The organism is Bacteroidota bacterium (assembly GCA_035506275.1).
In the GTDB taxonomy this organism is placed as follows: domain Bacteria; phylum Bacteroidota; class Ignavibacteria; order UBA10030; family UBA8401; genus JAGVPT01.
The window spans coordinates 208,485-233,328 of sequence record DATJPT010000003.1 but is presented as its reverse complement, the minus strand read 5'-3'; the positions used below and the strand labels follow the sequence as shown (position 1 = coordinate 233,328).

Below are 24,844 nucleotides of genomic sequence, written 5' to 3'. Positions count from 1 at the left end.
CCTCTTTCAATATTTTCGAACCGCGATGGAACCTTCCAATTCTTCGGGAAATAGGTCTTCATCTCTTTCTTCGAACGCTGCCATCACTCTGGAAGCGATCTGGCCGCTGGTAAATCCCTCGTATGCGAGAACATCGTTCAGCAATCCCGGTCTGAACCAGCGTCCGTTGAGCGCGAACGGCAGAACTTTTGCCGTTCGCTGGTACCGCACAAGAATTTCGCTGACGATGGAATACAGCCCTCCCGTAAGAAAGTGGTCTTCGATCGTCACGAGCATCGAGCATTCTTTTGCAGCAGAGAGGATCGTCACTTCATCGACCGGCTTGAGCGTCCGCAAATTGATGAACCGGACCGAGAATCCTTTTGATTCCAGGATTTCTTTCGCCATCCACGCTTCCCGGTTCATGAATCCATAGGTCAAAAGAGCAATGTCCATTCCTTCAACAAGGATCTCTGCTTTTCCGACTGCAAACTGGTCATAATGGTTGACAACCGGCTCCATTGCCGTGAAGCGGATATACCAAGGAGATTTGTCTTTGAGGATATGCGGAAGCCCGGCAACAAGTTCCACCTGGTCCGCGGGGCAGAAGACATTCATGTTGGGGATGCCGCGCATGATCGAAACATCCTCGAGCGCCTGGTGCGTCGGGCCATTCCCGTCCGAGAGAAATCCCGGAACTCCGCCGACAAGCTTCACGGGGAGGTTCCCGATGCCGATATCGGTACGGACAAATTCAAAGGCGCGGAGGGTAAGAAACGTTGCGAGGGCGTGAACAACAGGAATTTTCCCGCGGAGCGCAAGCCCGGCCGCTGCGCCGACCATGGTCTGTTCAGCGATGCCGACATCGATGAACCTTTTTCCGAGCGTTTGGGGAAGATTCCTGATCGCTGCCCGATTCTCTGATGTCATCACCACGATCGACTCGTCTGCCTCGGCCAGTTCTTTTAATTTTTGTTCGTAAGTGACCATCAACGTAATCCTTTTAACGGACCATGAGAGTTTCGGACGACAATGTGCTTTCCTGACCGTTGTACAACTCGTCAAGGAGCATCTCGATTTCATCGTGAGTAAAATTGGCAAACCACCGGTCGGCGCGCCGTTCGATGCTCGCCAATCCCTTCCCCCGGATGGTATCGGCAATGATGACATTCGGCCTGTCAACACTCATCGGAAGGCGCGAAAAGGCGGCCTCCATTTTGTCAAAACTGTGGCCGTTGATCCTGTTCACCGACCAGCCGAAGGCCGCAAATTTTTTGTCGATGGATTCCAGCGGGATCAGCTCTTCGGTTTTCATGTTCGCCTGGAATTCGTTCCTGTCCACAACGGCGACAAGATTGTCGAGCTTAAGAGCGGCCGCAACCAGACATCCTTCCCAAATCGACCCCTCGTTCAGTTCGCCGTCGCCCAGAATCACAAAGACACGATTGTTTCCCTTGCGCATTTTTATGTCCAGCGCAACGCCGATCGCAACAGACAACAGATGGCCAAGCGAACCGGAGTGAAACTCGACTCCTGGAATCGTGCGGTTCGGATGCCAGTAGATCGAATCGTTCGTATGAAGATGATTCGTCAGCCTCTCCTTTTCCATGTACCCGAGTTCCGCAAATGTCCCGTACAATGCCGGCACGTCATGTCCCTTTGAGAGGAAAAAATAGTCCCGGTTCTGGTCTTTGAGGTTTTCAGGGGACAGCCGGAGAACTTTGGCATAAAGATAGACGATCAGGTCCGCGCACGACAACGACGCGCCGATGAAGCATCCTCCGTCCGTCGCCATTGAAATGATATGTGCCCTCACCCGAAGGGCGAGAAGCTCGAGTTCGATCTTTTCCTGTTCTGTCATGAATTCACAACCTGCCGCGTTTCTTTTGCTGAAATTGTTTTAAGCTGTCCTGGGTAATGCCGGTACCAATTCACGCCGATGTAGCGGGCGTTTAGCATTTTGATCTCCGGCTTTTCGGAGATCAGCTGAAGAATATCGTACATCGAAAAGACCGGCTGCCCGGGCGTCCACAATTCATCATAGACTCGTTTGATGAGGCTGTAATCTTCGGGATAGTCGATGGTCCAGCGTTGCTCCATCGAATAGTCGAGTCCGGACTCGCACAGAACGCTCCCAAGAACGAACCTCTCCGGCTGCTCCCAAAGAAAGGGGGTCGTATGTTCCCTCTCATAGTCCTTCTCCGCTTCGCACCATGCGGTCTTCAATGCTTCCATTGTCATGACTTCAATATCGTTCCCGTCAGGATACGTTGCCGGGTGCAGGTTACTGACATAATCGAACGGCCTGACCCGCGCGGTGAAGAATCTCAGGACAGTGTCGATGATCCTTGGATCGATCAAGGGGCAGTCGGAGGGAATCTTCACAACGGCATCTGCCTTTTCATGCAGGGCGGCCTGAAGGTGCCTGTCCAGCAGGTCGGAGGGATGGCCGCTGAAGCATCGGACGCCGATAGATCTGCACAATGTGCGGATCGGATCGTCGCTCCGCTCCGTCGTCGTCGCAACGACGATGTCGGAAACTTTTTCGGCTGCCTGTACTCTCTCAACCATTCTCTGCAACAGCGGAGCGCCGGCCAGGGGGAGCAGAACTTTATTCGGGAGCCTCGAGGAACCCGTCCGCGCCTGTATGACAATGAGTGTTTTCATGCAGCGTGCGAGAATAAGCGGGCTAACTTCGCCCTGTATCCGTGCTGCCACCGCAGGGGAATCTCCCCCTTTCGCAGGTCGGAGTGAACAAGTTCGCGTGATTTTTCTGAGAGCATCTCGCGGGCTACGGCCGCGATATTTCTCGCCCCCGAGGCGTTCTGCAGCGGGGCGAGTCTTCTCAATTCTTCCAGAGGAAAATTCGAGTAGATCTCTTTTCCGAGAGCCAACCCGACGTACACGGTCGAAGAAAATTGAGTGATCAGCACGTCGCAGTTCGCGACCATTTCCTCCGCGTTCCCTGAAGCGAATACGAGCGCTGACGGGGCCCACATGGCGATCTCGGCCGTGGCGCGCTCGATGTTCTCGTTTGGATGCAGCTTGAATATCAGCTTCCGGCCGCGCGCTATCCTGACGGCATTTTGGATGATCTTCTTCCGGTTCTCGAACTTGAACGTCTCACGGGAGTCTGAGGTGCATACCAGGACGTAATTTTTGTGGGGGAAACGATTGTCGAGAAATCTTTTACAGTCGTCAAAATTCGGGATGCCGGTCACTACAATTTTCTCCGCGGGAATTCCCTTCCGGATGAACAGGTCGCGATATCCTTCGCTGGCGACGCACAATTTTTCATACGCATTACTCAGACTGAACGTAGAGGTGCTGCCGATCCATCGGGGAAGAAACGGGAATTTTTTTACGAGATAATAGCCGATGTTTTCGGGGTCGGTCATCCCCTCCTGGACCAAAATGATCCTCTTACTTATAATATTCTCCTGAATAACGAGGTCGGCACAGGTAAAAACCAGGTCGTAATCATTTCTCTCCCCCCGGTAGTCGACCTTCAAATGGTTGGAATGAAGGTATTGGAGACACCGGCCGACCATTTTACTCCCCATGATCGACATCTCCGTCAGGTTCATCTTCCGGAGGAATTCTTCCAAACCGGTGGCATAATAGGGACTGAACCAGCAATCATATTCGCGGTCGAGTTCCAACGAGACCTTATGCATCTGTGTCGTCTGGTTTCTCGATCCGCAGATAAAAAGGATTTTCTTTTTCATACAATTTCCGGCGCTATTTCAGGGCGCAAGACCTCCCCCATAACCTCCTGGACGCCCTTCCCTCCCTGGATCCACAACAGTGTGAGTCCAGCGACGATCCAGAATAATTCCTTGCTCCTCTTGATGACTATGAATGCCGCTCCTGCGGTTGCCGCGTTGATGACACCCGCCGCTCCGAACGCCGAAACATATCCGCTATCCATCACTCCAAGCCCTCCGGGGATGAAAAAGGCAACCGAGCGGGTCAATGAAACAAGCGGCTCAAACATCAGGACCTGGTATGGAGCGATGCTCATCCCGAGCACAGCAAGAATGAGAAAGGTCTCCACGGCTTCGGTGAGCCATCCTAAAAAGAAAAGAAAGAATGCCAGGATACTCTGCTTTCTCTTCCGGATAAAAAAATCCTTCAACACCAAATCAGTCTCTTTAAAAAATCCTTCCTTCTTTTCGACAGCAGGGCCGATGTACGGGACGTTCCGCAGCAGGCGGAAGAGCCAGATAAAAAGCGTTCCTCGGGAGAGTTTCACTCCCATTGCGGCAAACACAAGGAGGACCGATATCGATATGCCGACGGACAGTAATCGAATCATCCCGAAATGCTGAGAAAAAATAATCCCGAGGAAAACGCCGATCGCAATATATATCCCCTGGCTCAACCCCATGAGAAGTTTCCGGAGAACCAGGCTTGAAACAATTTCAGCGCCGTCAAAGCGGCTTTGTTTGTTCAGCAAATAGACCTTTGTGGCTTCCCCCACCACGACTCCCGCCGGAATGAACCGGTACATCGACTCGCCTGCGATGTGAACCTGCAGAAGTCTGAAAAACGAGATCGATTTGGCAGGCGTATCAAGGATGAGTTTCCATGCCGCGGTATCGAAGAGGCAGCCGATTGCATAGATCGCATAGACGGGAATGAGAAGGAGTCCGACATTCATCAGAAGGGAATACATCAAGGAAAGATCGGCATCCCGGAAGAGAAGAATCAAAAGCGCTCCTCCTGCCAGAGCTGAAACGATCCGGAGCAGTATATGCAGTCGCCTTTTATTCTTTTTCACGCCACAAAGGTAATTGTTCTCTTTTACCGCAGGATAACGGAAGGGTTAACAAATCTTTACTGAGCCCCCTCCCGTTAAAATATTATCTGAGAATGATGTAGCGAAAACGACCGTTCCGGTACTTGCACGCAACGATTGATAACACGACCGTTAAACGAGGATAATAATAATGAAACACATCGAGAGTACTTTGGTCAAGAACATTCACTCAACGGGACAATTCGCATGTACCAACACCTTCTGGCATCGACTCCCTTCTTCGAAGTAAAAATCGCCGAGTATTTATACGAGGTTGAAGCAGCCCTCCGGCTCCGTTTCAAGGTCTTCAACTTGGAACTCCACGAAGGGCTCGAATCTTCCTATGAAACCGGGCTAGACTCGGATGTCTACGACACCTTCTGCGACCATTTGATCGTCAAGGATAGAGAAACGGATAATGTTGTCGGTACGTATCGGTTGCTGCGGCAGGAAAAAGCGGAGAAAAGTTTCGGCTTCTACTCGGAGAATGAATTCGAACTCGGGCGCATTAAACAATTGCCGGGGCAGTCGCTGGAGTTGGGACGGTCCTGTGTGGCGAAGGAGTATCGCTCACTTGCTGTCGTTAATTTATTGTGGGCTGGAATCGCCCGGTATATCGAGATCCATAACATCAACGCGATGTTTGGATGCGCAAGCTTTCACAGCATCGAGGAAGGTGAGGTCGCCGGCGCATTTGCCTACCTGAGGGAGCATCATTTCGCGCCAGATCATTACCGGGTGTTTCCAACCCGGCGGTGCGCCATGAGCCTTACTCCCGGACTCGATAGCGGCCGCGAAGTGAATCACATTATCCAAAACTTTTCTCCGCTATTAAAGGGATATCTACGCGCTGGCGCGCTGATCTGTGGGGAACCGGCGCTCGACAGACAATTCGGGACGGTCGATTTCTTCGCCCTGCTGGAAACTGACAAGATCACGGAAAAATACAAAAATCACTATTGGAAAATGGCCGGAGCAACGTGAAACGGCTATGGAAGTTTTGCGCTCTATGCGTCATCTCTTTGTTCTTTAGCCTCATTGCTTTGTTTGGGCGGGCAGCGCTCTTTTTCAGCCCCGCGAGGAAAAATGGGTTCTTAGGAAACGCCTCTCACTGGTGGACAAGATCAGCTGCGGCGGTTCTCGGACTTAGCGTTGTCCGAGATGTCCTTGGAGAGGAGTTGTCGAGGGAGAATTTTCTGCTCGTGGCAAATCATCAGAGTTACCTTGACATGGTCGTCATCGGTTGTGCTTTCGCGGCGATCTTTGTCGCAAAGAAAGATGTCAAACAATGGCCTATTTTAGGGGGTTTCGTGAGCCTTGGCGGGACTTTGTTTGTGGACCGGGATGCTTTCCGCGGGACCGTTGAGTCGGTGAAAGAAATTGAAGAGGCGTTGGTCCAAGGAGTGAATGTACAGATATTTCCGGAAGGGACATCGACAAACGGCGACCAGGTGCTCCCTTTCAAGAGTTCGCTCTTCAACGCCGCCGTGCATGCAAACGCAAAGATCCTCCCGATCACAATCGCTTATCTTGAAATAGACGAAGCTCCGTTCAGTCCGTTAAACAGAGACAGCGTATGCTGGTACGGATCGATGAATTTTGCGGAACACTTTTGGAAACTGCTCGCTCATCGATCGATCGTTGCCTCTCTTACGGTGCATCCTCCGATCCCCCCGGATTATTACCCGGGCGTCAAGCAGCTCGCAGAGCTTGCACACTATCGCATCAGCCGGAACAATCAATCCATCAAAGCTTGACGTCGAGTCTTGTTCCGTTGTAGTCGACGTGCTTGTCGATGTGCTGAGAGATTTCTACGCCTGTTCCATGATCCGGTTGAACGAGCACAACGTCGAACGAGCGTTTGGCCAACATCCCCGGATAACTCCCCTTCTGCCCCTCAATAGTCAGCATCCGGGCAGCGTCATTCCACGTAAATTCGATCGTGGCATATTCCCCTTTCTCGTACTCATAACCGTCGTTAGCATCTTCATACATCACGAATTTTCCGTTCGCCCCGGGATAGATCCTGAGTTCGATCTGATCGGCCTTCTTCTCCGTAGCGTATTCCATGTACGGCCCCATCGGGATGATCGAACCGGCTCTCACATACAAAGGAAGGGTCTCGATCGGAGCCGGCGCATCGATCGTTTCTTTTCCCGAATAGGATCTGCCTGTCCAGAAATCAACCCAAAGAGCTGCTTCCGGAAGATATACTTTTCTCGTTTGACCTGAAAACACAGCGGATACGTCGGGGCGCATCGGTTCCGTCACAGGGCTTACAAGAAATGCGGGGCCGAACATGTATTGATCCTGAATATTGTCAACAGCTCTGTCCCCCCTGAAATCAAAGGCGAGCGAGCGCATCGGTGTGTAACCTTCGCTTGTCACTTTCCACGACAACGAATAGATATACGGGAGCAATCGATACCGCAGGTTGTCGTACTTCAACAAAATTTTCTTTGTCTCGGCATCCCAATTGTTCGAGAAAAGCGCGCGTTCCCCTTTGCCGTGGATCCTGAAGACGGGACAGAAGGAACCGAACTGGAACCATCGCGTGAATAATTCTCTGTTCGCAGCCGCCGACCAATCCGGCGACATCCACCCGAGGTGGTACCCGCCGATGTCCGAAGTCCAGTACGGAATGCCGGAGACGCATGCGTTGATCGCCTGGGGGACCTGATCCTTGTAATCATGGAATGTGCAAGTGATGTCGGATGACCAGAGCGTCGCGGAGTTCCTCTGCTGCCCTGCGAACGCCTGCCGCACGAGAAAGAAGGCGCGTTTCCCGGGGATGTCATGCCTCCAGTTCTTGTATAAGCCTGTCGTGTGAGCCAGAGAAAATGTGTTGAAATAGTCTATTCCTTTGCCGATGGAAAACATCGCCTGCCGCCGGGCATCGAGGAGGTCGCCGTTATCCGGTTCGCACTGGTCAACCCACCATGCGTCCCATCCGTCGCGTCCGATGAGGCTGTCTTTTGCCTCTCTCCAATAGATATCCCGCGCCGACGAATCATGGGCGTCATAATAACTGTCGAACGTATGGGTCATTACGTTGTCCCACGTGATCTCCGTCATCCCTCCTGCTTTCTTCAGTTCATCAAAATTCTGAGTACCCTTTGCAAAGACCGGCCAAATGGAGATCATAGCATGGATATTCGCCTGATGCAGCTCGTCGACCATCGCTTTCGGATCGGGATACCGTGTCGGAGCCATGACATGCGAGCCGATGACGTTCGGCTCCCAGTAGAACCAATCCTGCACGATGCAATCGACCGGGATATGATCATTCCGGTAATGATCCTTCACCGCGAGAACTTCCTTCTGGCTCTGGTATCGATCCTGCGACTGAAAAAGTCCGAATGCCCATTTGGGGAACATCGGCGCTTCGCCGGTTGTCGCTCGGTACGATGCGATGATATGGTCGAATTCCGGTCCATAAAAGAAATAATAGTCGACCATGACACCGCTCTCCGATACGTATTCAAATTTGGAATCCCCTTCCTCGGCGCCGTAAAACTTTGATGCAGAGTAATTGTCCCACATAAGACCGTAACCCCGCGTCGACAGGAGGACGGGGATGGCCCCGGTCATATATTTTATTGCGAGGTCCTGGTCGCGTCCTTTATAGTTCATCGATAATGAATCCTTCGGATGACATCCGAGACCGTACAATGCTTCATCCATGGGAGAGAGAAATCTCGTTGAGCACGCATAGGTGTGGATGCCCGCGACGGTATCGGGCATCATTCTTTTCCCATCCGCACGATCTTCGGCCAGAATCACCGCACCAGTCGGCTCTCTGTAAGTTATGGCATCGGTGCGTTTGCTGATCTCGATCTGCAAAGAAGAGGTAGAGACGACGACCGCTTCAGGATTCTCTGAAACGGAAAACTCCGCAGTCCCTTTCCATGAATCAGGGACAACCAATGATCGTCTGGAGGGAAACGGAACAAGTATGCTGTATTGTATTTCGACGATGTCGCTGCGGCAGATCTTGATCTTCATCGCTCCTTTATCCAGGATGCAAGTAATCCCGTCGGCGTTTTTCGTAAAGGAGGCAACCGATGCCGCCGCAGGATTCATTGCCATCACGGAAATCATGCATGCAAAGAGAATTTTCGTCTTGGTTATTGCTATTTTCATAGATGCGCCTGCGATGGATTCGAGGATTTCAAATGAAGAGGGCTTTCAATAATGTGAAGTAAATCAAAATACTGCTGAAGTCTATTCTGTTTTGGCGAGAAGAAGCTGCCGATTGTCCTCCTTTAAGGCCTGATTATAGAATTTTTTGTATTCCTGATATTCATCCGGGTTGACGATCGACTTGGCGGTTACAAATGTCCTTTTTGCAGCGATGACGCCGTCGGCGTATTTATACTCGACGCTGTACGTTCCCGCCGGACACGACAAAGAAATCGACTTGGGGATCTCCTGGAGCGCGTATCCGGAGGGGAGCTGAACCTCCAGGGTTTCAACCAGCGAATCCATCGGATTTCTCAGCACGTAAGGATACTTTCGCGTTTCGTACGACAGCGCCTCCGATAGAGAGAGTTTATCGGTCCACGGAAGATGAATAAGCTTGAACGAGCCGACATCGGAGATAAATTGGGGGACGGTGAACTCCTGCCTGTCTTCAAGCACCGTATCGAGCCTGTCGAGGTCTTTGATGCTGATATCTTTCACCGCGATATTCGGGTAATCTGTGCTAATGATCTCGGTCAGTTTTTTGATTTGTTCATCCTTGCTCTTCCCTCTGTAGTGATAACGCATGATGGCACTCGGCGTCCCGGTTCGCCGGGTTGTGCACACAAACAGCATGCTGTTATCGTTGTGAAGCACCGCGGTACTCGTTCGCATAATAGTACTCGGATCGAATTGTTTGAGCGCAAGATGCATCGGAGCCCGCGTTGTATCCTCGATGGCAAGGGCGAATGCTCCGTTGACGGCGGGGGGAACGCTGCCGACGGAAAAATAGGCGCCGGTGAGATCGATATATTTCACCCCCCCTTTCAACTCTACGCCGACGATGCAATGGTTGAACTCAACGCCGGGGAGAATATTTCCGATGAATCCGTTATCCCAGGTATTGACGAGGACGAAGTGAGCTTTGACGCCGGCTTCGTTCAACATCGAGATGCAAAGCGTTGCCATGTCCTTGCAGTCGCCGAGGCGCTGAACCAACACATCGCGCGCCCGCTGCGGAACATACGCAGACTGCCTGAATGAGACGCTGCTGTAACGAATGTTCTCCGTAATATAATCGTAGATCGTCTTGACCTTTTCTGCCTCCGATAAGTTCTTTTTCCCGTCGAACAGCGCTGCGACCTGGTCCTGCACCTCGGCCGCCGACCGGGTCTTGGTGCGCGCGAGATCGGAGTACCAGTTGGAGATATAATCCCACGAAGGGACGCTCGAGACGAACAGCATTTTCCCCACATCGCGCAGGACCGGCATTCCGCTTTCATACCGAATGGAAGGTTCATTTTTCGCCTCCCATTCGTAAATGACCGCTTCGTCCGTATGCCGTACGGTGGGGCTGTCGTCGATGAATTGCGTTCGATGGTTGAACTGCGCCTCGTTCGGCACCATGAGCGAATACCGGCTTACGCGGAACGGGAAGAATCCATTGAACGAATGAGTATCCCAGAAATGCTTCGCAAGCATGCCGCTGTAGTAATTTTTTATCTTCCATTTCAGGTACAGACAGTCATTCGGCTCGAGCGACTTGAACACGACGTCCCCGTTGCTGACATCTGCCTTCACTTCCGTCCCGTCCTTTTTAACCGTTACCGCTTTCTCGATCGCTAACGCCTCGTTATAGCTGTTGTAGCTGATGGAGTACTGCTTCCAGGCATCGATCCCTCTCGAATCAAATACTTTTACCAGCATTTCATTCGCCACCATCGACGCTCCGTGTTCGAACACTACCCGCTTCGCGTCGTCCAGAAGGATAACGGCATCGTCGTTTTCGTATTCTTTCTTATCGGGGGCCGCATTGACAAGACTGTCGATATTGAGTGAGGTAAATGCCGCAAAGATCGGCTTCTTTCCTTCCAGCTCCCGCAGCGCTTCGCGGGCATCGAAGTCGCGTGAATCATATTTCAGTGCCGTCCGGTAGGCAGTTCTTGCCTCATCGATCCGGCCGGTGGACTTATAGACCTCCGCAAGTTTTGACCAATAAACACCGCTATTGGGACACAGCGCGAGCGCATGATGGAATGCCTCCTCTGCTTTTGAAAAATTCTTGGAGAGTTGATACTCGAGCCCCATCGAATACACGTATCCCGTTGAGGTCGGAGCAAACTCGAGCGCGTCGTTCATAGCGGACTCCCATTCGTCCAGCTTGCCCGCCTTCAGATAATAATTTGCCATCGTGTATACCTGGGTGAGTCCATAGCTCCTCGAAAGATAATCACCGACCACTTCGGCTGCCTTTCCCGGGTCATGACGGATTTCGGATTCGATCAAGGCCTGCAGGTTCGCGAATTCCCAATTCAGCGGATACTTGGCGCACGCTTCTGCTGCCAGTGAGACGAGCTTGTCGACCTCCTTCTCTTTTCCCAAAAGGCCCATTTCGACCTGGTAGACAAATTCAGGGTCGTAATGATGACTCCTGAGCTGGGCGAGCAGATCTTCCACTTTCTGATACTCCTCGTTGTTGAGCGCTTCCCCGATCTTGAAATTCAGCACTTGAGGAAGCTCGCCGTCGATCGATGAAAGCTTTCCGACCAATTCTTCAACTTCGTCGGTCTTCTTTCCCCGTTGGTATGCTTCCATCAGGAGCGTGTAAAAAAGAGGACAACGGGGCCACCGCGAAAGCGCCGTTCGAAGAACGCGCTCCGCCTGCGGTGCTTTATCATCGCGAAGATAGAGCTGGGCGAGGAGCGCATAATTTTCGCCGCGGTCCGGGTAGAGATCCAACTGCTGCTTAAAATAAGCCTCGAATGGATTCTCCAGGAGAGTCACCGGAGCTGACGGCTTAGGAGTGTAGCTTTTTGCATCGGCCGAGACCCGGAGCCCGCCGATGTTCCCTCCATGTTCATCGGTAATGCGGACAAGGAAGTTACATTTGTCGATTTCAGAGTATCCGCATTTGATGAGTACCCGGTTCCATCCTTCCTGCAGGTCCGTCACGGCAACATACGTGTCAAGGTCGTTATTGTTCTCATCGAAATACTCCAGAATTTTTTCATCGTTGAGGAAGGCCTGAAAAGATCCGGACGTTCCGACGCGGAAGTACACGCTTCTTTTCGTTGGCGAATAGACGAAGGTGTTCGCGTAGAAGATCGAATTTTTGAAACCGAAATGTTTGGTAAAATCAACCCACGTGCTTGGAACGGGAGAGGCGATGGGGAACCATGCCGCGGGAACTCCCCCCTTCCCCTCGTAGACGGTGTCGCGGTTGAAGGCGAGCTCGGGGGGATAGACCTTGTCGTACCCCGAGGCGGAGAGGTTTTCAAACGGACCGAGCAGCAACCAATCGCTGATCGCATGGATCTTATCGTGATATTTATTCGCTGTAGAGAGATCGTGTTTCTCACGGTAAAAATCCTCGAGCGCTTCGTCCGCCTGTGCCCGAAGAGTGCCCCGGTCATCGCCGCCGTCTGAAAGCTTGGCCAGGTATTCGAGGAGATCCGTGTTTCGGAGCTGCCTGTACAGCCTAAACCGGAGAGTCTGCCAGAACGAAAAAATGTACGGGTAGATGTTCGGCTCCTTGCCCGAAAATTTCTCGAGAGCTTCCCAGCATTCCGGATATTGTTCCTGAAAATTTTTGAGGAGCGCAAGCCCCGCATACCCCCTCGAGTTCGCCGGATCAGCCTCGACCGATCCGCGAAATTGCTTCTCGGCAAGCGCATAATCAGGTAGTTGCCATGCTTTCCAGCCTGCGTCTGCAAGGCTATCGGAAGGGGCATTCGCTAATCCGGTCTGAATTCCGAAGGAAAAGATAAGGGGAATGTAAAAGAATTTGCAGGAGGCCATAATCAACCCGATACGATGTGCATGTGGGAATTCACAATCTCTTTGATCGTCATCCGCAGACAACCCTAGGCGCGCAGAAATGTAAAAAAAACAATCACGAATCACAACTGAGCGTCGAGTGCGAACCGATTGGAAGGATGATACGGAAAATGAAATGTGACGAAGATCGCAGGTGAGAAGATCTACTCTGCTTTGTAGACGTAGATGTTGTTGATGATGGGGTCAAAATGATGCTGGGCCAAGATGCGCTCGATGAACGGCCGCGTTATTTTTGTCTCCCTGGGAAGGAGCTTCGTCCCATTCCCGGTGCAAATGTCCGAGGCGATGACCATTCCCTCACGGAGGTCGAGAATTGAAATTTCTTCTTTTCCTTCCAGCCACGATGGCTCGCGCGTCACCTGCAGATACTCGCGGAGAAGCTGAGCAATGTGCGGGTCAAGGCTGGTCCCTTTCGCCTTGGATAAATGGTCAAACTGGTTTTCTGCACTCGTTACGTCGGCGCGGGTTGCATGCTCGAGGTAGTTCACCGCGCGCAAAATTCTGCATGAGAGATGGATCTCATTCCCCATGAGCTTATCCGGAAACCCCGACCCGTCATAATTTTCAAGCTGATGCCTGACGAGCTTCGCGATCTCTTCCATTTCCGGAATTCCATGAAGCAATGTCTCTCCCAGCAGCGGAAACTCGAGGAAACGCCGCCACTCTTCATCCGTCAGCTGGTCGGGATGGCGCTTGAAGAGGGGGTCCGGAATCGTGATCTTGCCGATCTCGTGCAACCGTGCAGCGAGTTCAAGCTCATGCAGATCCCGCTCCTCAAGATGGAGCCGCTCCCCCATCCACCTGGCCATTCGCGCTCCTTTTTCTGCGTTGAGCGACGCATTTGGCACGCGCAGCGTGATGAACTTCGCGAGGAGATCGACGATTCCCGCAAAATGACCCTGGAGGGTCTTGTTCGCTTCCTGCAGCTGATCGCGGTCCTGCTGGAGCTCGTCCTGCAGTTTTTTGATGCGAAGCAGAACCTGCACCCTCGATAGAAATTCACTTTCGTTATACGGCTTGGAAATAAAGTCATCGGCCCCGGTTTCGAGCGCCTTAATCTTCTGATCGAGGTCCGATTGGGCCGTGAGGAGCATGAACATGGTGCTTCTCAACTGCTGGTCCCCTTTGATCTTTTGACACAAGCTGAGCCCGTCGCCGCCGGGGAGGTAAAAATCGCTGATCACAAGTGCGGGCTTTCTTTCTTTGGCTGCCGCGAACGCTTCTGCGGCGTCCCCCGCCGTGATCACATCATACAATCCCTTCTTGCCGAGAAGATGCGACGCGATCTTGAGTTGGATCGGATCGTCTTCGACGAGCAGGACCCTGACCTTCTCACTTAATTCCATGCTGCTTCCCATCCTGCCATGCGATGATGATGCTGATTCTCCGGTTCGTGACATCGTAAGGATCTTTTGCATTTCTCAGCCGTGAATCGGCATAACCGCGCACCTCGTCGATCTGATGCTCTTTGACTCCGTTGACCACGAGAACCCTCCGTGCGCTGTTTGCGCGGTCTGCGCTCAATTCAAAATTCGTATAGCCGTCTGCCCGTGAGTACGGCCGGCTGTCCGTATGCCCTTCTACGATCACCTTATTGGGCAGCTTGCCGACCTCATGCGCGATGATCGTAAGAATCCGGTTGGCCTCCGGCTTGAGGGTTGCCGTTCCCACGTCGAAAAAATACCCTTTTGTCGCGTCAAGGAGTTCGATGCGCATCCCCTCTTCAACCGTATCGATCTTGATCTGGTCGATAAGGTGCGACAGCGATTCGTCTTTCCCGAGATTTTTGAGAATGCTCTCGCCCATCTCCTTCAGTTTTTCCTGATCGCGCTTGAGGTACTCGTCGATCAGTTGTTCCTTACCGACAAGATTTGTCCCCTGGAACATCCCTCCCCCTTTGGTGCTCTCAAAAAAGGCTCCCGGATCTTTGAAGTAGTTCGCAACGTATTGTTTCACTTGCTTGCTCTGTCCAACGATCCAGAGGACGATGAACAGCGACATCATCGCCGTCACAAAGTCCGCGTAGGCGACCTTCCACGCTCCCCCGTGATGGCCTGCGTGTCCTTTTTTCTTCTTGATGATCCTGACAGGAACGTCGGTCACTGAATGGTTCATGCTGCCGCCGCCTGTGCTGGTTGCGATCCTGAGGACCGGACTTCTTTGATCGCGGCCTCAAGTTCGGTGAAGGTGGGGCGGACTTCGCTGAAAATGACCCGCCGGGAAAATTCGACGACGACTGTCGGGGCATTCCCTTTGGCGAATGCCACCACGCCGGTCTTAATGCACTCAAAGTACCGCTCTTCTGACTGATTAAGAATTTCCATGTGCGTCGCCAGAGGCTGGACAAATCCGTACGACATGAGGATTCCGAGGAACGTTCCGACAAGCGCTGCAGCGACTTTTTCTCCGATCTCCGCCGGCGGACCGTCGATGGCCTGCATGGTGATCACAATCCCGAGAACCGCGGCGACAATGCCGAGACCCGGGAGCGCATCCCCCAATTTTTGAATGAGGCTCGGCCCCACGGCGCTCTCTTCATGGTGCGTCTCAAGGTCGGCATCGAGCAGCGACTCGAGGTCGTGCGGTGCGATGCCTCCTCCCAGCATCAGCTTCATCGAATCGCAAAAAAACGAGACCGCATGGTGATTGTGAAGAAAAAATGGATTCTTCGTGAAGATCGAGCTCTCCTCCGGCTTTTCGATATGCGCTTCGATATTGATCAACCCGTCTCTCTGGGCGATGCTGAAAAGTTCAAACTGTGATTTGAGCAGGTTGAGATATTCGGCCTTGGTATACTGATTCCCTTTCAGGAGGGAGACGACATTTCCGAAAACGCGGATGAGAATGGAGAGCGGCGTTCCGACAAGGAGCGATCCGGCCGCAGCTCCGCCGATGATCAAGAATTCGCTCCATTGCAGAAGGACTCCGGGGGGACCTCCGTGCAACATGAATCCTCCGAGCACTCCTGCGATGACGACGGCTATCCCGATAAAAATAAACATGGCTTTCTTTGCTGTCTAAGTGTTGGTGCCTGCATACATGTTTTGTATGCCCACGGCATGGGAAGAAAATTATCTCCCCTGGTTTCCAGGTGATGCCTTTTTCTGCAGTATTTTTGCCGCCTGCATTGCTGCCCCTTTTGAGGCCTTTGCTGCCTGCGAATTCGAACGGTGGATTTCCTCGAAGATTTCCTTCCGAAGAATCCTCACATCCTTGGGCGCCTCGATGCCGACTTTCACCTGACCGTCCTGGATCGCAATAACTTTAACAAGGACGGAGTCGCCGATCATGATTGATTCATCAAATTTTCTGGTGAGAACGAGCATACGTCTATCCTTTCACGGGGGGGTTGGATGCGGCGAAAAGAGGATGCCGAAAATCGTAACGTTCTTCGTCAAGAATGATCTGCTGTGCCGTTCTTTCATTGTTCGCAATGACGATGGGGCTGCGCAAATTGACGGTAGCATCCTCGATCTCCTTCCCCAGCGAAGCGACAACAAGCACCGTCGAACCGTCGTTCTGCCATTTCCCTGCGCTATAGCCGGGAAGGACGATCTGCGGGTTCAGCAGGGGAAACGAGAGGTCTTCATGTTCGATCGACACGAGCCAGCGGAACGGCTGAGAATCCTCATCGTTGATAAGAACGAAGCGCCTGCACGTTTCGAACCCGATGATCCCGTCGGGAAAGGTCAGGACGAGGTCGTCCGTGAATTCAAGCTCTCCGAATTGGCGATTCTTCCATTTCATTGCAGCGTCCTTACTTGGTTGTTGTTGGATTTATGATCGTTGTTGATGCCGAGCGGTTCGTGAGAAACATTGGTAATGATGACGATGTCCACGCGCCGGTTGCGCGCTCTGTTTTCATCCGATGTATTGGGAAGGAGCGGACGGTACTCGGCGTAACCGACCACCGAGACTTTCTCGGCGTCGACGCCGTGCTTTTGAATGAGATAATATCCTGCATTCACTGCACGTGCGACCGAAAGATGCCAATTCGACGGGAATTGGGGGGTGCTGATCGGCACATTATCCGTATGCCCTTCGATACGGATATCGTTGGGTATTTTTTTCAATACGCTCGCCAGGGAATCCAGAACGATAAGCGATGACGCCTTGAACTCTGCGCTCCCTGAACTGAACAGCAGTTCTTCCATGATGTGGATCGTGATGCCCCGTTCGTTTTGAGACACGGACACGAGATCTTTTTTCATCCCCGACCCAAGGGCGTTCTGGATCTCTTTCTCGATCTTCTGGCGCTCGTTTTGAAGCTGGGGTATCGGCGACTGAAGCATCCCGGGCTGCCCTTGAAGGATCCCCGGCTTCTCCTTCCCGAACACCCCCCCCATCGCCGAAACGAGCTGAGCATATTTCCCGGCATCGATCTTCGACATCGCGTAAAGGATGACGAATAGACCGAGCAGCAGGGTAATGAGGTCGGCGTAGGTCAGCAGCCAGCGCTCCTCATTGTCGTGCTCAGCATGTTTTTCACGTTTCTTCATTTCACGCACTCTCCTGCTGACTGGATGGAAGCATGCTGTTGAGTTTCGCTTTAATGATCGAAGGAATTTCTCCGACCTGGATCGATAGAATCCCTTCGACGATAATTTCCATAAAAAGATTTTCTTCCGCGTGCACGTGCTTCAATTTATCCGAGATCGGGAGCCAGACGATGTTCGCCATAAAGACCCCCCACAACGTCGCGATGAACGCGCTGGCGATATGGTGAATGAGTAAATTCGGATCTTCACCGGCTGCCGCAAGCGTTGCGATCAATCCCATGACCGTTCCGATAATGCCCATCGTCGGAGAATAGCCCCCCATTTTCTGAAAGATCGCGCTGCTCTTTGCGTGGCGCTGTGCCGCGTTGCTGACTTCCGTTTCTGCGAGGGACCGCAGAACCTCCGGGTCCGTTCCGTCGATCGCAAAGCGAAGGATCTTTTTCATGAAGGTGTTGTCCACCTTATCGAGTTCCTTTTCCAGCGCTAGAAGCCCGTCTTTGCGCGCCACGGTCGAAAATCTCACGATCAATTCGATCGCTTCTTTCACTTCGTATTTCGGCGGGAAGAGAGCCATGTTGATGAGTTTTCCGATCTTCGTGAAGCTCTTCATCGATGTCCCGATCATCGCCGCTCCGAATGTTCCTCCAAAAACGATAAGCATTGCCGGAATAAGCATCAACGCTCCGATGGAACCTCCCTCCAGAGCAAAAGACCCGAAGATGGCGATGAAGCCGAGCGCCAGGCCGCCTGCCGTTCCTATATCGAGAGACTTCTTCATGTCATTTCAAGAAATTTAAGAGTGTGTCGGGGAGAACGCTTGCCCCCGAGCTGAGAGCCGCCTGAAGGTCCAGCTGATCCTGATTCATTTTCAGCGTCGTCGCCGCAATATCCGAATCCTGCTGATCGGACAACATCTGCTGCAGCTGGGTCTGCTGCCCGGAAAGCATCGTATCGTTGTTGGTAAGGTTCTGCATGATCGCGCCGGCTTTTCCCGTCGCATTGGCGACATCATCGATGTACGTATCGACCGACTGAGCTTCGGCGGTGGTCGGAGCTTGACCCGACTGCAATTCGTTGCGAACCTGGATCATCAGGTTGAAGATGGCCGTTCCCTGAAATGCCTGCTGGCCGTCGAGGTTCACAACCTGCGTGACCCCTTCGTTCACGGGGATCTGAATGGACCCCGTGATGCCGTTCGGGTTCGCCGTGACCGATGCGTTGTTGGCCGCAAGCGTGAAGGGCTGCTGTTTCGTGTTCGTTCCGCCAAAAATGTACACGCCGTTGGATTGCGTATTGGCGATATCGACCCCTTCGCTGAGAAGCTGATCGATCTGGTCGGCGTACGTTTGCATATCGGCGCTTGTGAGCGACCCGTTCGTCGCCTGCGCCAGAATTCCCTTCAAGCTGATCATCGCGTTCGTGAAGCTGTTCATCGCCGATTCCGTCGCCTGCGCCTGTGTCTGCGCGAACGTGGTATTCTGCTGGTATTGCGCATTGTTGCTCAGGAGCGCTTTCAATTGCAGGATCGTGTTCGCCGCCTGCGGATTGTCGGAGACGGTGTTCACGCTTTTTCCGGTCGCAAGCTCCGTTTGCTCGTGCATGATACGGTCTCGCGTTTCGTTGACGTTGTTGAGAAAATTGGACGCGATGCTGCTTTCCGTGACTCTCATTATTGCACCATGGTAATAATTGACTGCATCATTTGATTGACGACGCTGACAACCTCCGACGCCGCCTGGTATGCCTGCTGGTACTGGGTAAGGTTCGTCATTTCCTCGTCGATCGACACCCCGGAGACCGACGATCGCTGGCTTTGGAGTTGATTGACGATCAATTGCTGATTGGTGGAGGTATTCTCTGACGAGTTCACATCCGCCCCGACATTGCTGACGAACGAATTGTAGTATTGAGGAATGGTTTCCGTCCCGCCGTTCATGACCGCGGAATTCTGAAGGTTGGCCAGAGCGAGGGCGACCTGATTATTGCCGGTCGACCCGTCGGACGATGCCGCAATTTTATTCGGATCGTTCACGACATCAGTGCTGACGTCGATATCCGTCGCGGAGGTGCCGGTGAAAAAATTGACTCCGGTCGAAGGCGGAGTATCGACCCCGAACCCGGCAGAGTGAATCGTATTGATTTGCGTGATGAGTGCGTTGGCCGTCGCGTCGAGCTTGGACGAATAATCGGGGAGAATTGTATTGTAACATTCCAGGTCGCCCCCCAATTGCCCCGAAGTGATCTGCGTGGGCGCTGTCGAATTGCCGGCGAAGATCTGAATTTGGTTCCCGTTGATGCTTGAGGTGAGCGCAGCGGAGCCGGCTTTCGAGGCGACTTCGGTTCCCCCGATAGAGACCATCACCGACCCGTCGGTGTCATCCACAACGTTGACGTTGACGAGCCCGGAGAGTGTATCGATCTTGAGATCCCGCTGGTCTTCGAGAGCGCTCGGGTCCATCCCCTGGGTCGTCGCATTGGCGATGCTGACATCGAGAGTGCTGATGTCGCTCGTAAGCTGATTGATGCTGTCGAGTTTGCTCTGTACGTCGGTCACGAGATTGCTTCTGGTCTGTGCGATGTTGGCGTCGATGTTGTGGAATGACTGCGACATGAGCTGCGCCTGCTGGATCACGTTGTTGCGTGCGGCGCTCGATTCCGGCTGTGCGGATAAATTCTGAAACGCGCTGAAGAAACTGTTCATGATCTCGCTCAGGCCGTTGTCGGAAGGCTCGTTCAATGCCGATTCCACCTGCGAAAGAATCGATTGTTCGGTGGTTGCCTTCCCGTTGGAGTCGCTCGCTCCCCACAGCTGCTGGTCGATCATCCGGTCGCGCGCCCTGCCGATATGACTGGCAGTGACCCCCGTTCCAAGAAGCCCTTTGTTGATGGGTGTTGTCTGACTTTGTTCAAAGTCCACACGCTCGCGCGAATATCCGGGCGTGTTCGCATTCGCGACATTGTTCGATGTCACTTCCATCGCAAGCTGCTGCGCGATCAGGGCGCTGCGGGCGGAATTCAGTACGTCGTTCAAGCCTGCCATAGTGTTCTCTCTAGATTGTTGTGTCGACCAATTTTTTCGTGTAGTTATCGGTCATGATGCGCAGGCTTTGCTTCACGAACCGGAGAGAGTGGTCCAGGAGCATCCTGTTCTGGCTGTTGACCGTCATGATCTTTTCAACTTTTCCCTTCAGAATTTTCCCCGCACCGAGAATTTTTGCGGCCTGGTCGTTCGGCAGGGACCGGGCAAGCCCCGAAAGCCTGAATGTCCCGTTTGTTTCGGGATGCATCGTGCTGTCGAACGCCCTGCAGAGCTTTTCGCGCTCACGCTCGAGAGATTCCAGCGGTTCGAGGAGACGCTTCCCTCGCTCTGCGGCATCGACGATCGCCCTGTCGCGGAATTGTATGATCGCCTGCTGCTGTTCGTACAGAGAGTCCAGGATAGCGTCAGCGACGCCGGCTTCGGTTTTAAGAATTTCTTCAAATTGTTCAATTGTCGTCATTGGTATAGAGTTCCTGTTGTTCATATCCCTGAAGGTAATTCAAGACCCGCGCTACATACTCCTTCGTTTCTTTGATCGCAGGGACTCCTCCCTGCTTTTCAACCGCTGACGGTCCGGCATTGTATGATGCCACCGCACTCGGCAAATTTCCCTGGAACTTGTCGATAAGCTCTTTCAGATATTTGGCCCCCCCGAAAATATTCTGCTGGGGATTCCACACATTTTTTACTCCCATATCCGCTGCGGTGGAATCGACCAATTGCATGAGCCCTTTTGCGTTTTTCGCCGATCGCGCGAACGGTTTCCCTCCCGACTCGCTTGCCATCACCGCCTTAATGAGGTTCGCGTCGACCCCGTACTTTTGGGCGGCGGCTTGAATTGTGTCCCCGTAACTTTCGACCCGTTTCTGGACCTGCGCCGGCGGAGTCAGCGGCTGGGCCGGAGGTGCACTTCCCGCTTTATTCGCAGGCACGGTGGAAGCCGGCGGCAAAGTGTACGACTGATGCGCCGCCCCTTTCGGCAGGTCCTCTCCCGTCAGCTGCTTGTAGAGCATTTGGCCTAGACCGAGGTTGCTGTTGCCCGAAATGTATTGTGCAAATTGCATATCGAACATGCTTTCCATCATGTCCCCGCCGAAGTCATCCTTCTCCATTCCTGATTTTTGAACGGTACCCCGCATGCTCTTCAACATATATCCGACCAGCAACGATTCAAAATCCTTCGTTGCCTTCTGAAGTTTAGCTTTGGAGGCTTCATCGGTCGCTCCGATTGCGCGGGCCTTGCCGACGGACGATATGGTATTTGCATCTGCCATCTAAATGATCACTAGTTCTGCCTTCAGAGCCCCGGATTCTTTAAGGGCCTGGAAGATCGCGATGATGTCCCTCGGAGAAACTTTCATCGAGTTTAATGCTTTCGCCACGTCCTGGACCGTCGCCTCGCCGTTGAGCGCATAGACCGCGGACGAATCAGCGCCTGCGCTTACGGTGGTCATTTGCGTCGAGACCGTGGTACCGTTCGACAAGGGGCCCGGCTGCGAGATGACCGGCGTCGATTGAATGTCGATGTTCAAACCGCCGCAGGAGATGGCCACCGGAAGGATGGAAACATTTCCGCCGATGACGATGGTGCCGGTTCGTTCGTTGATGACAACTTTTGCGGCGACGTCCGGAGAAACTTCCAGCAGCTCGACGAGCGACACAAACTCGACCAGCCTGCCGTCTTTGCGGTATTCCTCCGGAACGCTCACGGCGACGGTCGAACCGTCTTTGGGAACGGCAATTTGACTCTTGAATCTTTCGTTCACGGCGCCTGCAATTCTCTCCGCCGTCGTAAAATCGGATTGCATAAGGACAACATACATCGACCAGTCTTTGCTGAACTCGGAAACAACAGCTTTTTCGATCGTCGCGCCTCCGGGGATCCTCCCGGCAGCGGTGTGGTTGCGCCGAATTTCATTCCCGCCGGCGCTTGCGCTGAACCCGCCGACCGAGAGAGGACCTTGCGCGGTGGCATACACTGAACCGTCGAGGCCCGATAGGGGCGTCATCAACAGCGTCCCCCCCTGCAATCCCGTGGCATCGCCGAGCGACGAGACGATCACATCGACGATCCCTCCCTCTTTTGAAAAACCGGGGACCGAGGCAGTCACGATCACCGCAGCAACATTCCGCAGCCGCAGGTCGCTTTGCGGAACCGTGATGCCGAACCTTTTCAGCATACTGGCAACGGATTGCAGCGTGAATGTCGACCGCTGCGAATCCCCGGTGCCATTAAGCCCGACAACGAGCCCGTAACCGATCAATTGCTGATTGCGGATTCCCTGCAGATAGGCGATATCCTTTATCCTCGACCCTGCAAATGATGAAGAGGTGAAAGCAACAAGAGCAGTTGCAACAAAAGCGATCTTCAATGTTTTCATGAGTACTCTCTCAGAAAATCCAGTGGAAAAATTTTGTCAGCCAGCCCGGTTCCTGCACGCGGGAAACGATGCCGCTCCCCTTAAAAATGATCGTTGCGTCGGAAATATTGTATGAGTAGACGCTGTTATCGGTCTGGATATCCGACGGACGGATCACCCCGGAGATCTTGATGATCTGTTCCTCACCATTGATCACGATCGTCCTGTTGCCGACCACATAGAGATTGCCGTTCGGCAGGACTGAATCTACGGTCGCGCTCACTTGAGCTTGGATCGAACCGGCGCTCGACGTCGCCCCCTGCCCTGCGAAAGAATTCTGCGTCCCAGCTGTCGCACTGGCGCCCGAGAGCGGATTGGCATTCGCCGTCGTCATTCCGCCGTTCGCCGTCAAAGAAAAATTGCTGGCCCTTGATGCCGACGTTTGCACGGAATTCGACGCGCTGGATGATTCCACCACGAGGATCGTCACCGCATCTCCGACATGATTCGCTTTCTGGTCGGAGAAAAGCGAGCGCGAGAGATTTTCCCTCAGGTCCTGCGATAATGCTCCGTTTGCGGCAAAAAGACAGGCGATAACCGGCATCAGGATCAATTTCTTTTCCATAAGCTTACTCCGTCGTGACTTGTACTGTGTGGTCGTCAATGACCACCGCTTTTATGCGTTCGTGAGAATCGATCTTTTGCACTTCGATCAGACTCCCGAACACCCCGTCATCTTTGGCGGTCGCCTGCATCGAAACTTTCACCTTTCCGGCGCGGACGAGCAGCGTAACTGATTCTCCACGAAAGACCAGGGGCATTAATTCTAGGGAACTCTCCTTCAGGATCGAGCCCTCTCCAATGATCCTCGATGTTCGCTTTCCGGCCAGCTGCTCTTTGTTCAAAATAATATCATCGGGGAGCGAGGTCAGCTCGGCATAACGGGAAGCAATGTCCCCGTCCGCAATAGACGCATGCCGGTCCAATTGCCGACTGCACACGAGCACCTGGCCGAAAAGCCGTACCTTGAGCGACACCACCATCCTCCGTTCAACTTTTCCGTCGCTGGATATCTCTACGGGAAGACAAAACGCGCCGCGCATCTTAATTTCTTCCTGAGGTTCGATCCGTATGGCATGATCGCTCCCCGAAACCTTTACTGATTCAAGTCCGCTGCGAAATTCAATGACGGCATCTCGCCGCAGCGTCGAATCCAGCCGTGAAATTACGAAGGCGGAGACCGCGTCCTTAATCTCGGTCGCGTCGACAATATTCGTCCATCCGAAAAAGATGAAGCTCGCTATGCCGCAAATGCAGCTCATTGGACCGTCCCTAATTATCGCTGAAGATTATTTGCCATGGTCAGCATGTCTTCAACGGTCTGGATCGTTTTCGAGTTGATCTCGTACGCCCGCTGCGCAACGATCATGCTCACCATTTCCTCGACCACATCGACGTTGGAAGATTCGAGCGATTGGGGAACCAGCGAACCGAACCCTTCCGTCCCGGGAGCTCCTAAGATCGCCTTTCCCGAAGAAGAGGTCTCCGTATACAGGTTTCCCCCGATCGGATTCAATCCGACGGGGTTGACGAACTTTGCGAGCTCAAGCTGGCCGACTTTTGTCGGCGTACTCTGGCCGGCGACTGTGGCATTGATGGTTCCATCCGGCGAAACACTGATGCTGGTCGTGTCGGACGGAATCGTCAGACCGGGCTCGACAATGAATCCTTGGGCGGTGACCAGGGTTCCTTCCCCTGAGACCTGGAACGATCCGTCGCGTGAGTACGCTGTCGTTCCGTCGGTCTGCCGGATCTGGAAAAAGCCGTCTCCCTGAATTGCGATGTCCAGCGGATTCTTTGTCGGCTGAATATCACCCTGGGCAAAGCTCTTCGGCGTCGCCACCGGTACCGTTCCGTTGCCGATCTGGATTTCGGCCGGCTGCTGGAGATTCGGGTTGTCCGAAATTTCATTCGTCTTCAAGGTTTGATACATCAAGTCCTGGAAATCCGGGCGATTTTTCTTAAAGCCGGTGGTGTTCACGTTCGCAAGATTGTTTGCGATAATATCGACGTTCAATTGTTGGCCGTACATTCCCGTCGCCGCCGTTCTCAGTGCTCTGTTCATTGCTATCTCCTATAAATAATG

The 24,844-nt window shown here is 53.0% G+C and carries 24 protein-coding genes; 2 read left to right on the top strand and 22 right to left on the bottom strand.

Going from position 1 to position 24,844, the window contains the following annotated elements; all coding sequences use genetic code 11:
* Positions 1–6 precede the first annotated feature (6 nt).
* Genes VMF88_02375 through VMF88_02355 form a run of 5 tightly spaced genes read right to left on the bottom strand, consistent with a single transcriptional unit; the run spans position 7 to position 4,762 of the window.
* On the bottom strand, positions 7–969 hold the full coding sequence (locus VMF88_02375) for a transketolase C-terminal domain-containing protein (protein HTY09895.1): 963 nt from the start codon (positions 967–969) through the stop codon (positions 7–9).
* Between the two features lie 13 nt (positions 970–982).
* Complete coding sequence (locus tag VMF88_02370) at positions 983–1,840, bottom strand: thiamine pyrophosphate-dependent enzyme (GenBank protein HTY09894.1); 858 nt, start codon at positions 1,838–1,840, stop codon at positions 983–985.
* The gene (locus VMF88_02365) at positions 1,837–2,646 is read right to left on the bottom strand and encodes a glycosyltransferase family protein (protein ID HTY09893.1); all 810 of its coding nucleotides are present in this window, start codon (positions 2,644–2,646) and stop codon (positions 1,837–1,839) included. Before VMF88_02365 ends, VMF88_02370 begins: the two co-directional genes overlap by 4 nt.
* Complete coding sequence (locus VMF88_02360) at positions 2,643–3,707, bottom strand: hypothetical protein (protein ID HTY09892.1); 1,065 nt, start codon at positions 3,705–3,707, stop codon at positions 2,643–2,645. Before VMF88_02360 ends, VMF88_02365 begins: the two co-directional genes overlap by 4 nt.
* Positions 3,704–4,762 carry a lysylphosphatidylglycerol synthase domain-containing protein gene (locus VMF88_02355; GenBank protein HTY09891.1) on the bottom strand — a complete coding sequence of 353 codons (1,059 nt, stop codon included), beginning with the start codon at positions 4,760–4,762 and terminating at the stop codon, positions 3,704–3,706. The genes VMF88_02360 and VMF88_02355 overlap by 4 nt, the downstream gene beginning before the upstream one ends.
* A 225-nt stretch (positions 4,763–4,987) precedes the next feature.
* Between VMF88_02355 and VMF88_02350 the strand changes: the two genes are divergently transcribed.
* Entirely contained in the window at positions 4,988–5,764 is a 777-nt protein-coding gene (locus VMF88_02350) for a GNAT family N-acyltransferase (protein ID HTY09890.1), read from the top strand.
* Positions 5,761–6,537 carry a lysophospholipid acyltransferase family protein gene (locus VMF88_02345; GenBank protein HTY09889.1) on the top strand — a complete coding sequence of 259 codons (777 nt, stop codon included), beginning with the start codon at positions 5,761–5,763 and terminating at the stop codon, positions 6,535–6,537. The genes VMF88_02350 and VMF88_02345 overlap by 4 nt, the downstream gene beginning before the upstream one ends.
* Here the strand turns inward: VMF88_02345 and VMF88_02340 are convergent.
* From VMF88_02340 to flgG, 17 genes are all read right to left on the bottom strand, one after another.
* Positions 6,527–8,923 (bottom strand): TIM-barrel domain-containing protein, encoded by a 2,397-nt coding sequence (locus VMF88_02340; protein HTY09888.1) that lies wholly within the window; start codon positions 8,921–8,923, stop codon positions 6,527–6,529. The two genes, VMF88_02345 and VMF88_02340, sit on opposite strands and share 11 nt — an antisense overlap.
* An 81-nt stretch (positions 8,924–9,004) precedes the next feature.
* A complete protein-coding gene (locus VMF88_02335; GenBank protein ID HTY09887.1) occupies positions 9,005–12,760 on the bottom strand; it encodes a DUF3857 domain-containing protein in 3,756 nt (1,251 codons plus the stop codon).
* A 182-nt stretch (positions 12,761–12,942) separates the two neighbouring features.
* Positions 12,943–14,145, bottom strand: a complete 1,203-nt coding sequence (locus VMF88_02330; GenBank protein HTY09886.1) for an HD domain-containing phosphohydrolase — start codon at positions 14,143–14,145, stop codon at positions 12,943–12,945.
* Entirely contained in the window at positions 14,132–14,914 is a 783-nt protein-coding gene (locus tag VMF88_02325) for a flagellar motor protein MotB (GenBank protein HTY09885.1), read from the bottom strand. The genes VMF88_02330 and VMF88_02325 overlap by 14 nt, the downstream gene beginning before the upstream one ends.
* Positions 14,911–15,801: a flagellar motor stator protein MotA gene (motA, locus tag VMF88_02320; GenBank protein ID HTY09884.1), complete on the bottom strand. Its 891-nt coding sequence runs from the start codon at positions 15,799–15,801 to the stop codon at positions 14,911–14,913. The genes VMF88_02325 and motA overlap by 4 nt, the downstream gene beginning before the upstream one ends.
* Positions 15,802–15,870: 69 nt before the next feature.
* A complete protein-coding gene (csrA, locus tag VMF88_02315; protein HTY09883.1) occupies positions 15,871–16,125 on the bottom strand; it encodes a carbon storage regulator CsrA in 255 nt (84 codons plus the stop codon).
* 4 nt (positions 16,126–16,129) lie between these two features.
* A complete protein-coding gene (gene fliW, locus VMF88_02310; GenBank protein HTY09882.1) occupies positions 16,130–16,546 on the bottom strand; it encodes a flagellar assembly protein FliW in 417 nt (138 codons plus the stop codon).
* Positions 16,543–17,298, bottom strand: a complete 756-nt coding sequence (locus VMF88_02305) for a flagellar motor protein MotB (protein HTY09881.1) — start codon at positions 17,296–17,298, stop codon at positions 16,543–16,545. The genes fliW and VMF88_02305 overlap by 4 nt, the downstream gene beginning before the upstream one ends.
* 1 nt (position 17,299) lies before the next feature.
* Complete coding sequence (locus VMF88_02300) at positions 17,300–18,076, bottom strand: flagellar motor protein (GenBank protein ID HTY09880.1); 777 nt, start codon at positions 18,074–18,076, stop codon at positions 17,300–17,302.
* A 1-nt stretch (position 18,077) separates the two neighbouring features.
* Positions 18,078–18,968, bottom strand: coding sequence for a flagellar hook-associated protein FlgL (flgL, locus tag VMF88_02295; GenBank protein HTY09879.1), 891 nt, complete (start codon positions 18,966–18,968; stop codon positions 18,078–18,080).
* Positions 18,968–20,338 carry a flagellar hook-associated protein FlgK gene (gene flgK, locus VMF88_02290; GenBank protein HTY09878.1) on the bottom strand — a complete coding sequence of 457 codons (1,371 nt, stop codon included), beginning with the start codon at positions 20,336–20,338 and terminating at the stop codon, positions 18,968–18,970. Before flgK ends, flgL begins: the two co-directional genes overlap by 1 nt.
* Before the next feature lie 10 nt (positions 20,339–20,348).
* On the bottom strand, positions 20,349–20,798 hold the full coding sequence (gene flgN / locus VMF88_02285; GenBank protein ID HTY09877.1) for a flagellar export chaperone FlgN: 450 nt from the start codon (positions 20,796–20,798) through the stop codon (positions 20,349–20,351).
* Positions 20,785–21,612, bottom strand: coding sequence for a transglycosylase SLT domain-containing protein (locus tag VMF88_02280; protein HTY09876.1), 828 nt, complete (start codon positions 21,610–21,612; stop codon positions 20,785–20,787). The genes flgN and VMF88_02280 overlap by 14 nt, the downstream gene beginning before the upstream one ends.
* Positions 21,613–22,719, bottom strand: a complete 1,107-nt coding sequence (locus VMF88_02275) for a flagellar basal body P-ring protein FlgI (GenBank protein ID HTY09875.1) — start codon at positions 22,717–22,719, stop codon at positions 21,613–21,615.
* Positions 22,720–22,729: 10 nt separating this feature from the next.
* On the bottom strand, positions 22,730–23,323 hold the full coding sequence (locus tag VMF88_02270; protein ID HTY09874.1) for a flagellar basal body L-ring protein FlgH: 594 nt from the start codon (positions 23,321–23,323) through the stop codon (positions 22,730–22,732).
* Between the two features lie 4 nt (positions 23,324–23,327).
* Positions 23,328–24,020: a flagellar basal body P-ring formation chaperone FlgA gene (flgA, locus tag VMF88_02265; protein HTY09873.1), complete on the bottom strand. Its 693-nt coding sequence runs from the start codon at positions 24,018–24,020 to the stop codon at positions 23,328–23,330.
* A gap of 14 nt (positions 24,021–24,034) precedes the next feature.
* Positions 24,035–24,823, bottom strand: a complete 789-nt coding sequence (flgG, locus tag VMF88_02260) for a flagellar basal-body rod protein FlgG (GenBank protein ID HTY09872.1) — start codon at positions 24,821–24,823, stop codon at positions 24,035–24,037.
* Between the last annotated feature and the right edge of the window lie 21 nt (positions 24,824–24,844).

Coding starts and splice junctions, on each gene's coding strand:
- VMF88_02375 (HTY09895.1), bottom strand. CDS start 969: ATGGTCACTTACGAACAAAAATTAAAAGAACTGGCCGAGGCAGACGAG.
- VMF88_02370 (HTY09894.1), bottom strand. CDS start 1,840: ATGACAGAACAGGAAAAGATCGAACTCGAGCTTCTCGCCCTTCGGGTG.
- VMF88_02365 (HTY09893.1), bottom strand. CDS start 2,646: ATGAAAACACTCATTGTCATACAGGCGCGGACGGGTTCCTCGAGGCTC.
- VMF88_02360 (HTY09892.1), bottom strand. CDS start 3,707: ATGAAAAAGAAAATCCTTTTTATCTGCGGATCGAGAAACCAGACGACA.
- VMF88_02350 (HTY09890.1), top strand. CDS start 4,988: ATGTACCAACACCTTCTGGCATCGACTCCCTTCTTCGAAGTAAAAATC.
- VMF88_02340 (HTY09888.1), bottom strand. CDS start 8,923: ATGAAAATAGCAATAACCAAGACGAAAATTCTCTTTGCATGCATGATT.
- VMF88_02335 (HTY09887.1), bottom strand. CDS start 12,760: ATGGCCTCCTGCAAATTCTTTTACATTCCCCTTATCTTTTCCTTCGGA.
- VMF88_02330 (HTY09886.1), bottom strand. CDS start 14,145: ATGGAATTAAGTGAGAAGGTCAGGGTCCTGCTCGTCGAAGACGATCCG.
- VMF88_02325 (HTY09885.1), bottom strand. CDS start 14,914: ATGAACCATTCAGTGACCGACGTTCCTGTCAGGATCATCAAGAAGAAA.
- motA (HTY09884.1), bottom strand. CDS start 15,801: ATGTTTATTTTTATCGGGATAGCCGTCGTCATCGCAGGAGTGCTCGGA.
- csrA (HTY09883.1), bottom strand. CDS start 16,125: ATGCTCGTTCTCACCAGAAAATTTGATGAATCAATCATGATCGGCGAC.
- fliW (HTY09882.1), bottom strand. CDS start 16,546: ATGAAATGGAAGAATCGCCAATTCGGAGAGCTTGAATTCACGGACGAC.
- VMF88_02305 (HTY09881.1), bottom strand. CDS start 17,298: ATGAAGAAACGTGAAAAACATGCTGAGCACGACAATGAGGAGCGCTGG.
- VMF88_02300 (HTY09880.1), bottom strand. CDS start 18,076: ATGAAGAAGTCTCTCGATATAGGAACGGCAGGCGGCCTGGCGCTCGGC.
- flgL (HTY09879.1), bottom strand. CDS start 18,968: ATGAGAGTCACGGAAAGCAGCATCGCGTCCAATTTTCTCAACAACGTC.
- flgK (HTY09878.1), bottom strand. CDS start 20,338: ATGGCAGGCTTGAACGACGTACTGAATTCCGCCCGCAGCGCCCTGATC.
- flgN (HTY09877.1), bottom strand. CDS start 20,798: ATGACGACAATTGAACAATTTGAAGAAATTCTTAAAACCGAAGCCGGC.
- VMF88_02280 (HTY09876.1), bottom strand. CDS start 21,612: ATGGCAGATGCAAATACCATATCGTCCGTCGGCAAGGCCCGCGCAATC.
- VMF88_02275 (HTY09875.1), bottom strand. CDS start 22,719: ATGAAAACATTGAAGATCGCTTTTGTTGCAACTGCTCTTGTTGCTTTC.
- VMF88_02270 (HTY09874.1), bottom strand. CDS start 23,323: ATGGAAAAGAAATTGATCCTGATGCCGGTTATCGCCTGTCTTTTTGCC.
- flgA (HTY09873.1), bottom strand. CDS start 24,020: ATGAGCTGCATTTGCGGCATAGCGAGCTTCATCTTTTTCGGATGGACG.
- flgG (HTY09872.1), bottom strand. CDS start 24,823: ATGAACAGAGCACTGAGAACGGCGGCGACGGGAATGTACGGCCAACAA.